The following is a 14,094-nucleotide window of genomic DNA, read 5'->3' on the forward strand; positions in this document are numbered from 1 at the left end:
TCAATTCCTCTTCTATCAAACGTTCGTTACGGGCGTGTTGCCGGATTCTGTCTCCGGCAACACGGTTCGGATTCCCCGGCATTCAGGCCGGCATGTGCGCACTCAGCAGCCAGGCAGCCATGCCGAAGTACACGGCCAGACCGGTGAAGTCCTTGATGGTGGTGATGAACGGATCCGCGCCCGGCGCATGGTCCACACCGATCTTCAGCAGTACCCAGGGCAGCAGGAAGCCCAGGATCGAGGCGGTGAATACCGAGACGAACAGCGCCACGCCAACCACGATGCCCAGCTCCGGGATGCCGTTCGGCGCACCCTGCCAGAAGTGGGCGATGGTACCGGCGATGACGGCCATCACAACCCCCATGGCCAGGCCTACGCCCCCCTCTCGGACCAGGTGCGCGCGGAAGAAGCGGCCCAGGTTGATATGCCCCAGGGCGAGCCCGCGGGCGAAGATCGTGGTCGACTGCGTGCCGACGTTGCCGCCCATGTCCATCACCAGCGGGATGAAGATGGCCAGGGCGACCACCGCCGCCAGCGTGTCCTCGAAGAAGTCGATCACCCCGCCCACGGCCAGACCACCCGCCAGCGTCACCATCAGGAAGGCCATGCGCACCTTGACCGCATAGCCGATCCCGCCGGAGGTCAGCTTCTCCGAGCGCACGACATCCTTCTGGTGCAGCAGGTCGCCGATCCCGGCCTTCTTGTAGAAGTCCTCCGAGGTGTCTTCCTCGAGCACGTCCATCGCGTCATCGATGCGCAGCACCCCCACCAGCACGCCGTCGGCATCCACCACCGGCAGATACGGCAGATCCGTGCGCTGCAGCAGGCGGGCGGCCTCGACCTTGTCGCCGTCGGGCGTGGTGCAGAAGTCCTCCAGTTCGGTCAGATCCCCAACCGTCTGGCCGGACTCCGCGCGGAACATCCGGCCCAGGCGCACCAGCCCCTTGTAGTGGTGGTCGCGATCGGTAATCAGCAGTGCGGCCCCGACATCGTCCGGCATATTGCGATCGTCGCGCAGGCGGGCAGTGACCTCGCCGACGGTCTCTTCCGGGGTCACCCAGAACACCGGGCGACGCATCACACGGGCCACGGTGTCTTCGTCCTGACGCCACAGGGCGCGCACCTTGTCGCGCTTGGCCCCGGGCAGGGCATCCAGGAGATCGTCCGCCAGGGACTTGCCCACCAGCGTCAGAGACCGCGCCAGGGTGTAGGCCGGCAGGGCCTGCACTAGTTCGCGGGCCTCCGGCTCGGGCATATGCTCGAACAGGATCGCCTGTTCTTCGTCGTCCATCGCCAGGAAGATGGCGCGACGCTCATTGGTGTCCACACCCTCGAGGATCACCCAGCGGGAACGCGGGTCCAGTTCCGACAGGCGGTTGGCGGTGATGGCCGGGACCGGATGGATCACCTCGTCGCGGGCAGCACCCACGTCACCGGCATGAATCATTTCCAGAATCTTGTCGTTCATTGCAATACTCCTTGTGCTTAAAAAATAAAAAAACGCACGCGGGGCATTACAAAAGACAAAAGAATCCCGTGACCGCAGGTGGCGGTCTTTTACAAAACCCCCATCAGCGAGACGAACACACTTTTACTTTTATCACTGCCCCGCAGTGATGTTCCGGGTCTAGAACCGGGGTCGTCGTCTTCAGGCGCTGGCATGGCGGCCTCCTGCTGGTTATTCATGGATACAGTCCAATCCGTTACGCGCACGGCAACGTGCGCATCGGCCCGGAATCCGGGCAGAGGCGGAATATCATCGAATGGCATGGGGCAGCGCGCCACGCGCAAGGGCGGGCGCAATACGGGCTGAGGGGCTGGGGGGCACCCGCGAGGGGCGCAAGGGGAAAGGCTTTCTGCCACCCCCCGGAGTCACGCATATCGCTGACACCGGGGGACACCACCGCACTACCGGGTGGCGGGACCCCGCTGGCAACGATATGCATGCTCGTACCGGCTACCGGCCCGACGCTCATGCATCCATCGACAACAGTCCATTGACAGACCTCTGCTACTCAAGATGGGCGCGATTGTAGTGACGACCATTCACTTTCGCAACCCCGAAAATAAAATTCTTATACGGCCTTTTGTTCAAAACGCTGGATCAGCGCCTTGAGTTCGGCGGCCTCGGCCAGCATGCGCGCGCTGGCGTCGCGCGCATGTGCGGAGACCGAACCGGTTTCGCTGGCGACATCGCGGATGGAGGTCACGTTGCGGTTGATCTCCTCGGAGACCGCGCTTTGTTCCTCGACCGCCGTGGCGATCTGGGTGTTCATCTCGGTGATCTGGGCGACGGCCTCGCGGATGGTAGTCAACGAATCCCCCGCCGCACGGGCCTTTTCAACCCCGTCGGCCGCCTGTTCCTGGCTGGCGCGCATGGCGGACATCGCCTCGCGCGCACCGTTTTGCAGGCTCTCGATCATGTTGCGGATGGTCACCGTGGACTCGTCGGTGCGCTGCGACAATGAGCGCACCTCGTCGGCCACCACCGCAAAGCCACGGCCGTGCTCGCCCGCGCGCGCGGCCTCGATCGCGGCGTTCAGCGCCAGCAGGTTGGTCTGTTCGGCAATCTCGCGGATCACGCCCAGGATCTTGTCGATCTCCTCGGTGCTCGCCTCCAGTTTGCCCAGCTTCTCGGCAGTGGATTCGACCTCGGCTGCCATGCGGTTGATCACGGCAACCGTATCGTTCACGACCTCCTGCCCGGCCCCGGTCTCCTTCTCGGCGTGGTTCGCGGCCTCGGCCGCGCGCGCGGAATTGCCGGCCATCTCCTGGATAGTCGAGCTCATCTCGTTCATCGCAGTGGCGACCTGGTCGATCTCGTTTTGCTGGCGCTCCACGCCCGAGGCCGTCTGATCGACGCTGCTGGCCATCGCCTGCGCGTCACCGGCCACCGCATCGGCCTTGTCCTCGATACGGCCCAGCACCGTGCGCAGCTTCGCCTCGTTGAAATGCTGGATTAGCTCCAGCGACGCGCTGTCGTCGCGACGCCCGGTATAGATCGCCTCCATCACGGGGTTGTCGAACTGTTCGCGGGCGCGGTTAACCGCCTGCCGGATACCCGAGGTCAACGCCAGCGACACCACCCCACCGGCGACGAAGACCAGCGCCAGCAGGCCGGCCAGGACCAGTGGCGGGGGTGCCAGGGACACAGCGGCCAGCGCCAGCAGAAAGCCCGCGATCCACGTCCCCGCAAGACGCCAGGTGAGGCCGTGATACCAGCGCCGCGCAAAACTCCGGCCCCGGTTGAGCGCGGCATAAACCTGCTCCGCGCGGGCGACATGCTCGCGCTCCGGGATGGCCCGCACCGACTCGTAACCGGTCTTGCGACCATGCTCGTAGGCGGGTGTTACAAAGGCATCCACCCAGTAGTGGTCACCGTCCTTGCGCCGGTTCTTGACGATACCCATCCACGGGTGATCCGCCTTCAGGGTCTCCCACATGTTCACGTAGGCGGCCTCCGGCATGTCCGGGTGGCGCACGATGTTGTGCGGCGAATGCTCCAGCTCCTCACAGCCGAAACCGCTGACCGTCACGAAATCGTCATTGGCATAGCGAATCCGGCCCTTCTCGTCGGTGGCCGAGATCAGGTCTCCGTGGGCCTCGAGGGAATACTCGGTCTGAGTAACGGGAAGGTTCTTGCGCATAAGGGACGATGTCCTGTTGTTGCAGTGTCGGGGTGGAGCCGAAGTGGCAGACACATGGCCTCGCCTTCATGCGCGACCATATATGCACCACCCGATATAACGGCCAGGGCCGTCGTAGCTTGAGGCACGGGCCAATTGATCGTGTGCGAGAAAAGACTAACCGGCGCTCGAGGCTGCCTGCACCACGCGGCAAAAACCCTTGAACGCGCGGTCATCGAGGGCATGCTGGCGACTGCGGCGATCGGCATACACCAGACCGACCACCTGCCCCTGGTCCCGCACCGGCGCATAAAAGGCATCGACCCCTCCTGTCAGGGCCTGGACCGCCTCCGGCAGCGCCACGCCCGGGTAGTGGCGCCCCCACCAGGTCGGCATGTCATCCTCCAGCACGGCCTCCAACGGGCCCAGGGCCGAACGATGGATCACGAAGTGACTAAATTCCGGCTCGTGCAGGGTCCCGACCATGTGCTCGGCTCGCAGTGATTCGCCATCACGCGCAAGCCGGGCGAACACCACCCGGTTCAGTCCCAGCCCGAACTGCATCACGCGCAATATGCGCCGCAGCCGCGACACGCGGTTGGTGTCCTGTTGTAGTCGCGCCAGCCCCTCCTCCAGCACATCCGCACGTGGGCAAAGCGCGAGGCGCGTGCGGTGGCGCGCGCCGAGCCAGACCGACCCGGGTGTCGCGGGATTCAGGGGCTCGATGTGATACAGGTCGACGTCTTCATTGAAGCGATCGATGATCTCCGACAGCCGGTCCGCGACGACCTTCTCGTTGACTCCGGTCAGGCCGGCCAACAGGCGCAGATCGCGATCGCCCCGCACCGTGTCCATCCCGCGCATGATCTGCCAGGCCACCGCACTGGCGACCATGACCTCAAAGGCGCGCGGATGCGCGGCGTTGACCGCGCGCTGAGTCCCCACGACCAGTTCGGGCAGCTCCATCGCCTCGGTCATCGCACGCGACAGGTCGTCGGTCGCGTAGCCCAGCGCGGTATAGCTGGCCTCGTCGGGAAGGGCGTTGAGCTCCAGCATGGCAAGCAGGCGGCCCAGGCGTGGCTCACCAGCCACCAGGAGACCGAGCAGGCCCAGCTGATTCAGCAGGGCGGCCAGACCGACTTCCGCCGGCTCGGAGTCGCGTCGACGCTGGGCCACGTCGGCCGCGATCATCGCCGCCAGCCGCGACTGGGCCGCCACCTGCCGATATCGCTGCGGTTCACGCACGACCTCACCAACCGGCGGGGCCGTGCGGACTTCATCGCAGACGTTCTGCAGACCGAGCATGGCGATGGCATCGGGCACCGAATGCACCTCCTGGCGCATACCGCGGCGCGAGCCGTTCGCCCGCAGGACCAGACGCAGTGCAAGGCCGGGGTCGCGCTCCGCCCACTGGCCCAAATCCCGCAAGGAGCGCTGCACCAGCGCGTCCGGCTGGGAAAAGGCGACTGCACTGGCTTCCAGAATCGGCCAGTCGAGTCCAGCCAGGCGACGTGCCTGGTCGCTATAGGGCGCGCCCTCATCCTTGGCCATGCTGTACCTCGCGCGGGGGAGTCGTTATCGTTATGGCCGTCACTATATCAACAGCGAAAGCGTGACCGGCGTCACTTTCGCCCATCGACCAGCTCGGGGTTCCCGTTTCGTGAAGTATTTTCTTGGCATCGTCGTCGTATTCTCGTCGGTCTTCGGGGGGTACTACTTTCATGGCGGCGACCTTCGGGTCATGTGGCAGCCATACGAATACTGGATCATCGGGGGTGCAGCGCTGGGCGCATTCCTGATCGCCAATCCGCCTCGAGTCGTCATCACCGTCTTCAAGTCCATCCCCAGCCTGATGAAGGGTAGCAAGTACAAGTCGGACGACTACCTCGACCTGCTCGCACTGATGTACAAGCTCTTCACCAAGGCCCGCAAGGAAGGGCTGATGGGGGTGGAGAATGACATCGAGGAGCCGGAGAACAGCGAGATCTTTCAGGCCCACCCGCGGATCCTGCAGGATCACCACGCGATGGAGTTCATCACCGATTACATGCGCCTGATCATCTCCGGCAGCATGAACCCGCATGAACTCGATGCCCTGATGGATCTGGACCTCGAGACCCATCACGAGGAATCCCACAAGCCCGCCCACGCCGTGCACCGCGTTGCGGAGGCCCTGCCCGGCTTCGGGATCGTCGCCGCGGTGCTGGGGATCGTAATGACCATGGGCAGGCTCGACGGCTCGATCGAGGAGATTGGCTCGAGCGTGGCGGCCGCGCTGGTCGGCTCATTCCTCGGGATCCTGCTGGCTTACGGCTTTGCCGGACCGACCTCGACGGCGCTCGAGACCCGCGCCCAGGAAGAAGCCAAGTTCCTGCAGTGCATCAAGGCCTGCATCCTGGCCAATGTCCAGGGCTACAGCCCGCAGGTCGCCGTCGAGTTTGGCCGCAAGACCATGGAAGGCGCCATGCGCCCGAGCTTTACCGAGCTCGAGGAGCACGTGAAGGGGGCCTGACCGCCTCCGGATCAGCCACATGGGCGTCGAGGACAAGACCCAGCCGATCATCGTCAAAAAGAAGGTGGTCAAGGGCGGCCACCACGGTGGCGCGTGGAAGATCGCGTTTGCCGACTTCACCCTCGCGATGATGGGTTTCTTCCTGGTGTTATGGCTGCTCGTGGCGCTGGACGACGAACAACGCGCCGGCATATCCGAGTACTTCCAGAACCCTTCCGCATTCGTCGGCGAGGCCGCCGCGCCCGGCCAGGCACCGGGCGATGGGACCGGGGTCGATCCATCGCTGATCGACTTCGAGGGCATGCCCGAGCTGATCCAGGACCCCGAGGCCATGGAGGCACCCAAGGGGCTGGATGGAGAGGCGTTGGACGAGCTGGCCGAAGCCCGCGACCGCGAGGCCCTGGAGGCACTTCAGGAAGCCTTGGAGGAAGCCCTGGGCCAGAGCCAGGCACTGGAGCCCTACAAGGACCAGTTGCTGCTGGATATCACTCCCGAGGGACTGCGCATCCAGATCATCGACCGCGAGAATCGCCCGATGTTCGACACCGCCAGCTCCACTCCTCTTCCGCACGCCGACGCGATCCTGCGCGAGCTCGCAAGCCTGATCAACCAGGTGCCGAATCGCATCTCGATCACCGGCCACACCGATGCCCGCCCCTTGCTGCGTCCGGACTATTCCAACTGGGAGCTTTCGACCGACCGCGCCAATGCCGCACGCCGTGCGCTGATTGCGGGCGGGGCCGAATCGGGACAGGTCGCGCGGGTCGTGGGCCTGGCCGACAGCGTACCGTTCAACCGCGACGACCCGGAGGCGGCCATCAACCGACGCATCTCCATCATCGTGCTCAACCAGGAGGCCGAAGAAGCGATGCGCAAGAGCCTTGAGGGCGAGACCTACGCACCAGAATCCACCCCCTCCCCTGAGAGCGAGAACGGCCCGGGCACACCGATCGATCCCCAAGCGCCCATCGACGAAACTCGCCCAAGCGACACCTGAGCGCTACGGCTCCCTCTCGCGCGCGCCCCAAGGTGCGCTCGCAGCAACCAGCGCCGACCGCGTACCGAGCTCAAGCCAGGCCGTATGCGCCGCGGCAGCCCCTCTTTCCCGTGCACCAAAAGACAAAGGGTCGCTTCTCGGGAACGGGTGGGGGGGGGCGGCCTGGGCTGTACGACAGGCAAAGAAAAAGGCGCCCGAAGGCGCCTTTCTCAGATATGGCGGAGCGGACGGGACTCGAACCCGCGACCCCCGGCGTGACAGGCCGGTATTCTAACCAACTGAACTACCGCTCCAAATTTTCTTCATGCAGCCAGTCAGGCTGCATGGTGGGTGCTGACGGGTTCGAACCGCCGACATTCGCCTTGTAAGGGCGACGCTCTACCAACTGAGCTAAGCACCCGATAAAGCGCACTAGTTTACGCGATCCTTGAGCGCTTTACCAGCCTTGAAAGAAGGCGTTTTGGAGGCAGCGATCTGGATGGACTGGCCAGTACGCGGGTTACGGCCGGTGCGGGCTTCGCGCTCGCGGACGAGGAAGGTGCCAAAGCCCACTAGGGAGACCTGGTCGCCCTTGGCCAGAGTATCGCCCACCACGGTCACCATGGCGTCCAGCATGCGGCCGGCCTGGGCCTTCGGGACATCGGCTTCTGCGGCGATCGCGTCGATCAGTTCGGATTTATTCATGAAGCGCTTCCTTATCTCAGTGGTGACTCAGGCTTACGGCCCGATGAAGGCCAAGCTTACACCAGCGCGGGGAGGGTTCTCCATCCTGTCGCGGGCTTGCCCAGCCGGGAATCAAATAATGCGATTGGGGTTATATCAAGGGGCTCGAAAAAGTGTCAAACAAGCGTTACACAACCCCTGCGGTTCACTGTACGCCACGGCGCAAAAAAACCGCGGCCGAAGCCGCGGTTTTGATTGCAAATCCGTTGCTTAGTGGTGCCGGACCCGGCGTCGGCCCGATTCCTTGGCCGGCTTCACAGCCTCCTCGACCTTGGCCGGTGTCTCGCCGCCCTTGGCCTCCGGCAGGTGCGTGAGCGCCACCTCGAACACCTCGTCGATCCAGCGTACCGGGCGGATATCGAGCTTGTTCTTGATGTTCTTCGGGATGTCCACCAGGTCCTTTTCGTTCTCCTCGGGGATCAGCACCGTGCGGATCCCGCCACGATGGGCCGCCAGCAGCTTCTCCTTGAGCCCGCCGATCGGCAGCACCTGACCCCGCAGGGTGATCTCGCCGGTCATCGCCACGTCGGCACGTACCGGGATGCCGGTCAGCGCCGAGACGATGGCCGTGCACATCGCGATACCGGCCGAGGGGCCGTCCTTGGGCGTGGCGCCCTCGGGGACATGGATGTGCAGGTCTTTCTTCTCGTGGAAGTTCTCCTCGACCCCCAGGGACTCGGCACGCGAGCGCACGACGGTCAGGGCCGCATGGATCGACTCCTGCATCACGTCGCCGAGCTTGCCGGTCTGCTGGGTCTTGCCCTTGCCCGGGACGACCGTCGCCTCGATGGTCAACAGTTCGCCACCGACCTCGGTCCACGCCAGGCCAGTCACCTGGCCGATCTGATCGTTCTCCTCGGCCAGGCCGAAGCGGAAGCGCCGCACACCCAGGTACTTGTCCAGGGTCTTCGGGGTGACCGACGTGGTGCGGTCACGCTCCTTGCCCTTGGCCAGGAGACGCTGCTTGACCACCTTGCGGCAGATCTTGGCGATCTCGCGCTCCAGGGCGCGCACACCCGCCTCGCGGGTGTAGTAGCGCACGACGTTGCGCACCGCGGCATCGGAGATATTGATCTCGTCCGGCTTCAGGCCGTTGGTCTTGATCTGCTTCGGTACCAGGTAGGTATGGGCGATGTTGACCTTCTCGTCCTCGGTGTAGCCGGACAAGCGGATGACCTCCATACGATCCAGCAGCGGACCGGGGATGTTCATCGAATTGGCCGTGGCCACGAACATCACGTCGGAGAGGTCGTAATCGACCTCCAGGTAGTGGTCGCTGAAGGTATGGTTCTGCTCCGGGTCCAGGACCTCGAGCATCGCCGAGGCCGGATCGCCGCGGAAATCCATCGCCATCTTGTCGATCTCGTCGAGCAAAAACAGCGGGTTGCGCACCCCGACCTTGGACAGGTTCTGGACAATCTTGCCCGGGAGGGAGCCGATATAGGTCCGGCGGTGACCGCGGATCTCGGCTTCGTCACGGACACCGCCAAGGGCCATGCGCGAGAACTTGCGGTTGGTTGCGCGCGCGATGGACTGGCCCAGCGAGGTCTTGCCGACCCCCGGGGGACCGACCAGGCAGAGGATCGGGCCCTTCAGCTTGCGCACACGCGACTGCACGGCGAGGTATTCAAGGATGCGCTCCTTGACCTCTTCCAGGCCGTAGTGGTCCTCGTTGAGGATCTTCTCGGCACGGGCCAAGTCCTTGCTGACCCGGGTCTTCTTCTTCCACGGGACATTGACCAGCCAGTCGATGTAGCTGCGCACGACGGTGGCCTCGGCCGACATCGGCGACATCATCTTCAGCTTGTTCAGCTCGGCGGTGGCCTTCTTCTTGGCCTCCGCCGGCATGCCGGCCTGCTCGATCTTCTCGGCCAGGTCTTCCTGTTCGTTTGGCGCATCCTCGAGATCGCCCAGCTCCTTCTGAATGGCCTTCATCTGCTCATTCAGGTAGTACTCGCGCTGGGACTTCTCCATCTGCTGCTTCACGCGGCCGCGGATCTTCTTCTCGATCTGCAGCACGTCCATCTCGCCCTCGATCTTGGCGACCAGGTGCTCCAGACGCGCACGCACGTTGGCGATCTCGAGGACCTGCTGCTTCTCCTCGAGCTTCAGCGACATGTGCGCAGCAATGGTGTCAGCCAGACGCGAGGTGTCGTCGATCCCGGCCAGCGAGGTCAGGATCTCCGGCGGGACCTTCTTGTTCAGCTTGATGTACTGCTCGAACTGATTGAGCGCGGAGCGGCCGAGGACCTCGAGTTCCTTCTCCTCGGTGTCGTACTCCTCCTCGATCATGCGGATATCGGCGGTGAAGTAGTCCTCTTCCTTCTCGGCATTGCCGGTCGTGGAGACATCCATCACGCGCGCGCGCTGGGCGCCCTCGACCAGCACCTTGATCGTGCCATCGGGCAGGCGCAGCAATTGCAGGATGTTGCCGAGGGTACCGATCTCGTGCAGATCGCCGGCCTCGGGCTCGTCCACCTCGGCGCTCTTCTGCGCCACCAGCAGGACCTGCTTGTTCTGGGCCATGGCGGAATCCAGCGCGCGGATCGACTTCTCGCGACCCACAAACAGCGGGATGACCATGTGCGGATACACCACGACATCGCGCAGCGGCAGGACCGCGACGCGCTTCACGGGGGAATCCACCTCGTTCTGGGAGGAGTGTTGGTCGGTCATGTGGCCCCCTCAGGGCTTGACGAATGTACGGGAGAGATGGGGGCGCCCTGACCGTTTTTCAAGCCGGGGCCAGCCCCATGCCCGCCCCCTGTGCATGACCGCGAAGCTTCAGGAATCGGCAGCGGCCTGCTTGGAGAACGATGCGTTCTCGTAGATGAGGTAGGGCTCGGCGTCTCCGCGGATCACGGCTTCGTCGATCACCACCTTGCTGACGCCCTCCATCGAGGGCAGCTCGTACATGGTGTCGAGCAGGATGTTCTCCATGATGGTGCGCAGGCCCCGGGCGCCGGTCTTGCGCTCCATCGCCTTGTGGGCGATCGCGGCCAGGGCATCGTCCCGGAACTCGAGCTCCACGCCTTCCATATCGAACAGACGGGCGTATTGCTTGACCAGCGCGTTCTTCGGCTGGGTCAGGATGGTGATCAGCGCATCCTCGTCCAGTTCGTCCAGCGTCGCCTGCACCGGCAGACGACCGACGAACTCGGGGATCAGGCCATAGCGCACCAGGTCGTCGGCCTCCAGCTGTTTCAGCCACTGGCCGCCGCTCTTGCTCTCGTCCTTGGAGCTGACCTCGGCAGAGAAACCGATACCACCCTTCTCCGCGCGCTGCTGGATGATTTTCTCCAGGCCGGAGAAGGCACCGCCGCAGATGAACAGGATGTTGCGGGTATCGACCTGCAGGAACTCCTGCTGTGGATGCTTGCGCCCGCCCTGCGGCGGCACGGAGGCCGTGGTGCCCTCGATCAGCTTCAGCAGGGCCTGCTGCACACCCTCGCCCGAGACATCGCGGGTGATCGAGGGATTGTCCGATTTGCGCGAGACCTTGTCGATCTCGTCGATGTAGACGATGCCGTTTTCGGCCTTCTCCACATCGTAGTCGCACTTCTGCAGCAGCTTCTGGATGATGTTCTCGACGTCCTCGCCCACGTAACCGGCCTCGGTCAGCGTGGTCGCGTCGGCGATGGTGAACGGGACGTTGAGCACCCGCGCCAGCGTCTCGGCCAGCAGCGTCTTGCCGGAACCGGTCGGGCCGATCAGCATGATGTTGGACTTGGACAACTCGACGTCGTCCTTGCCGGCTCGGGCCTCGAGGCGCTTGTAGTGGTTGTACACCGCGACCGAGAGGATCTTCTTCGCGGAGTTCTGCCCGATCACGTAGTCGTCGAGGATCTCGCGGATCTCGCGCGGCTTGGGCAGCGAATCGCGCTCGGTATGCCCCGCCTCCTGCATCTCCTCGCGAATGATGTCGTTGCAAAGCTCGACACACTCGTCGCAGATAAACACGGAGGGACCCGCGATCAGCTTGCGCACTTCGTGCTGACTCTTCCCGCAGAAAGAGCAGTACAGAAGCTTGCCGTCGGCGGAGGGGGTCTTGTCGTCGCTCATCCGTATGCCTCGGTTGCGCTATCAGGGTTTCTCAGAACATGCCCCGTTTGCAGCCACGTTGCAAACGGACCGGGCGCGAGTCCGGTATATCCCGCGCGCCCCGGCCGTGCTTCGATCAGGACTTGTCCTTCTTGCCGGCTTCCTTGTCGCCGGTGTCCGGCGCGCCGCGGCTGGAGAGGACGTTGTCCACCAGGCCGTAATCCTTGGCCTCCACTGCGGTCATGAAACGGTCACGATCCGTGTCCTGCTCCACCTGCTCCACGGTCTGCCCGGTGTGGTGAGCGAGTACGCGGTTGAGCTCCTCGCGGATCTTCAGGATCTCGCGGGCGTGGATGTCGATATCCGATGCCTGCCCCTGGAACCCGCCCAGCGGCTGGTGGATCATGACCCGCGAGTGCGGCAGGGAGTAACGCTTGCCCGGGGCACCACCGGCCAACAGCACCGCGCCCATGCTCGCGGCCTGGCCGACACACAGGGTGCTCACCTGGGGCTTGATGAACTGCATGGTGTCGTAGATCGCCATGCCCGCGGTCACGGCCCCGCCCGGGGAGTTGATGTACAGGCTGATCTCCTTGTCCGGGTTTTCCGATTCGAGGAACAGCAGCTGGGCCACGATCACGTTGGCCATGTAGTCCTCGACCGGACCCACACAGAAGATGACCCGGTCCTTCAGCAACCGGGAGTAGATGTCATAGGCGCGCTCGCCGCGGGCGGTCTGCTCGACCACCATCGGGACCAGATTCAGCCCCTGGGCATGCTGCGCCCCCTGACCGGCCATGTCGTGGCTCATTCAGTCGACTCCTTATTCGGATTCATGACGTCCTGGAAGCTGGTCTTTTTCTCGGTGACCTTGGCCTGATCGACGATCCAGTCGACCACCTGGTCCTCGAGCACCAGCGACTCCAGGTTGCTCTTCGCCTGCGGGTTGGAGCGGTAGTACTGCTTGACCTCTTCCGGGTCCTCGTAGGTGGCCGCCATGTCTTCCAGGTCACGCTCGACCCGCTCCGCGTCCACCTCGAACCCCTTCTGGTCGATGATGGCGCGCAGGGACAGACCCAGGCGCACGCGGCGCTTGGCCTCCTCCTCGAACAGACTGTCGGGGAGCGGCTGGGTCTGCTGGGCACCACCGAAGCGCTTCTCGGCCTCCTCGCGCAGGCGATTGATCTCGGACTTCACCAGGGCATCCGGCAGGTCGAACCCATGGCGCTCGATAATCAGCTCCATGACCTGATTCTTGACCTTGCCCTTCAGCGCCTGGTTCAACTCGCGCTCCATATTGGACCGCACGTCGGCGCGAAGTTTCTCGACCGAGCCGTCTTCGATGCCGAATTTCTTCGCGAACTCTTCGTCCACCTCAGGCAGCTTGGGCCCCTCGACCTTCTTGATGGTCAGGGCGAACTGCGCGGTCTTGCCCTTCAGGTTCTCGGCCGGGTAGTCATCGGGGAAGGTGACGTCGATGGTCGGCTCTTCGCCGGTCTTCACGCCCTTGAGCTGCTTCTCGAAGTCTTCGATCAGACGGCCGGCACCCACTTCCACCTGGAAGTCTTCGGCCTTACCACCCTCGAACTCCTCGCCATCGATGCTGCCGACGAAGTCCAGCGTGATGCGATCGCCCTTCTTCGCCTTGCGCTTGACCTCCGCCCATTCCTTGTTCTGCTCGCGCAGGGAGTCGATCACGCGATCGATGTCCTCGTCGCCAATCTCGGCCACCGGGCGTTCGATCTCGGCATCGGAGAAATCGGCCACCTCGACCTCGGGAAAGACCTGAAAGCTCGCAACGAACTCGATCGGCTGCCCGCTTTCCACACTCTGCGGCTCGATACTCGGGTTCCCCGCAGGCTCCAGCCCTTCCTGCTGCACGGCCTCGCGGTAACTCTCCTGCAGGACTTCGCTCAGCACCTCCTGATAGACCCCGGCGCCGTAACGCTGGCGCACGACCTTCAGCGGGACCTTGCCCGGGCGAAAGCCGTCGAGCCGGACGCGCTTGGCCAGCGATTTCAGACGGTTGTCGACTTCGGTCTCGACGCGCTCGGGGGGGACCTGGATGGTCATCTTGCGTTCCAGGTTGCCGGTGGCTTCAACGGAAACTTGCATGAAGGGCCTCGCAATAGTTCAAAAATCGGTCATCCCTGCCGACCGCAGCACTCGCCGGCTGCCTGCCTGGGCGTTCACGG

General features: G+C 64.0%; 10 protein-coding genes and 2 tRNA genes. 2 read left to right on the plus strand and 10 right to left on the minus strand.

Translation table 11 applies throughout. The annotated features are described in order from the left end of the window. Positions 1-82 precede the first annotated feature (82 nt). The 3 genes from mgtE to F791_RS0102680 all read right to left on the minus strand — a co-directional run bounded on the left by mgtE (position 83) and on the right by F791_RS0102680 (position 5,177). On the minus strand, positions 83-1,468 hold the full coding sequence (mgtE, locus tag F791_RS0102670) for a magnesium transporter (protein WP_018993729.1): 1,386 nt from the start codon (positions 1,466-1,468) through the stop codon (positions 83-85). 607 nt (positions 1,469-2,075) lie between these two features. Beyond that, a complete protein-coding gene (locus tag F791_RS0102675) occupies positions 2,076-3,647 on the minus strand; it encodes a PAS domain-containing methyl-accepting chemotaxis protein (protein ID WP_019592140.1) in 1,572 nt (523 codons plus the stop codon). Between the two features lie 156 nt (positions 3,648-3,803). After that, positions 3,804-5,177 carry an HDOD domain-containing protein gene (locus F791_RS0102680; protein WP_018174655.1) on the minus strand — a complete coding sequence of 458 codons (1,374 nt, stop codon included), beginning with the start codon at positions 5,175-5,177 and terminating at the stop codon, positions 3,804-3,806. Between the two features lie 109 nt (positions 5,178-5,286). On the opposite strand from F791_RS0102680, the gene motA reads away from it, so the two are divergent. Both motA and motB read left to right on the plus strand, forming a co-directional pair. After that, positions 5,287-6,138 (plus strand): flagellar motor stator protein MotA, encoded by an 852-nt coding sequence (gene motA / locus F791_RS0102685; protein ID WP_018138782.1) that lies wholly within the window; start codon positions 5,287-5,289, stop codon positions 6,136-6,138. A gap of 19 nt (positions 6,139-6,157) precedes the next feature. Beyond that, complete coding sequence (gene motB / locus F791_RS0102690; protein WP_019592141.1) at positions 6,158-7,135, plus strand: flagellar motor protein MotB; 978 nt, start codon at positions 6,158-6,160, stop codon at positions 7,133-7,135. 216 nt (positions 7,136-7,351) lie between these two features. Here the strand turns inward: motB and F791_RS0102695 are convergent. The 7 genes from F791_RS0102695 to tig form a co-directional block, all read right to left on the minus strand. After that, positions 7,352-7,428 (minus strand) — tRNA-Asp (locus F791_RS0102695). A gap of 31 nt (positions 7,429-7,459) precedes the next feature. Continuing rightward, a tRNA-Val gene (locus tag F791_RS0102700) sits at positions 7,460-7,535 on the minus strand. An 11-nt stretch (positions 7,536-7,546) separates the two neighbouring features. Next, positions 7,547-7,819 (minus strand): HU family DNA-binding protein, encoded by a 273-nt coding sequence (locus F791_RS0102705; RefSeq protein WP_012981989.1) that lies wholly within the window; start codon positions 7,817-7,819, stop codon positions 7,547-7,549. Positions 7,820-8,068: 249 nt separating this feature from the next. Beyond that, positions 8,069-10,534 carry an endopeptidase La gene (lon, locus tag F791_RS0102710; protein WP_019592142.1) on the minus strand — a complete coding sequence of 822 codons (2,466 nt, stop codon included), beginning with the start codon at positions 10,532-10,534 and terminating at the stop codon, positions 8,069-8,071. A 108-nt stretch (positions 10,535-10,642) separates the two neighbouring features. Continuing rightward, the gene (gene clpX, locus F791_RS0102715) at positions 10,643-11,920 is read right to left on the minus strand and encodes an ATP-dependent Clp protease ATP-binding subunit ClpX (protein WP_018138785.1); all 1,278 of its coding nucleotides are present in this window, start codon (positions 11,918-11,920) and stop codon (positions 10,643-10,645) included. A gap of 115 nt (positions 11,921-12,035) precedes the next feature. After that, on the minus strand, positions 12,036-12,710 hold the full coding sequence (clpP, locus tag F791_RS0102720; RefSeq protein ID WP_018138786.1) for an ATP-dependent Clp endopeptidase proteolytic subunit ClpP: 675 nt from the start codon (positions 12,708-12,710) through the stop codon (positions 12,036-12,038). Then, positions 12,707-14,014: a trigger factor gene (gene tig / locus F791_RS0102725; protein ID WP_018174653.1), complete on the minus strand. Its 1,308-nt coding sequence runs from the start codon at positions 14,012-14,014 to the stop codon at positions 12,707-12,709. The genes clpP and tig overlap by 4 nt, the downstream gene beginning before the upstream one ends. Between the last annotated feature and the right edge of the window lie 80 nt (positions 14,015-14,094).

Origin of the sequence: Thioalkalivibrio sp. ALRh, assembly GCF_000381425.1 — a bacterium.
Classification (GTDB): Bacteria; Pseudomonadota; Gammaproteobacteria; order Ectothiorhodospirales; family Ectothiorhodospiraceae; genus Thioalkalivibrio.

Coding starts and splice junctions, on each gene's coding strand:
- mgtE (WP_018993729.1), bottom strand. CDS start 1,468: ATGAACGACAAGATTCTGGAAATGATTCATGCCGGTGACGTGGGTGCT.
- F791_RS0102675 (WP_019592140.1), bottom strand. CDS start 3,647: ATGCGCAAGAACCTTCCCGTTACTCAGACCGAGTATTCCCTCGAGGCC.
- F791_RS0102680 (WP_018174655.1), bottom strand. CDS start 5,177: ATGGCCAAGGATGAGGGCGCGCCCTATAGCGACCAGGCACGTCGCCTG.
- motB (WP_019592141.1), top strand. CDS start 6,158: ATGGGCGTCGAGGACAAGACCCAGCCGATCATCGTCAAAAAGAAGGTG.
- F791_RS0102705 (WP_012981989.1), bottom strand. CDS start 7,819: ATGAATAAATCCGAACTGATCGACGCGATCGCCGCAGAAGCCGATGTC.
- lon (WP_019592142.1), bottom strand. CDS start 10,534: ATGACCGACCAACACTCCTCCCAGAACGAGGTGGATTCCCCCGTGAAG.
- clpX (WP_018138785.1), bottom strand. CDS start 11,920: ATGAGCGACGACAAGACCCCCTCCGCCGACGGCAAGCTTCTGTACTGC.
- clpP (WP_018138786.1), bottom strand. CDS start 12,710: ATGAGCCACGACATGGCCGGTCAGGGGGCGCAGCATGCCCAGGGGCTG.
- tig (WP_018174653.1), bottom strand. CDS start 14,014: ATGCAAGTTTCCGTTGAAGCCACCGGCAACCTGGAACGCAAGATGACC.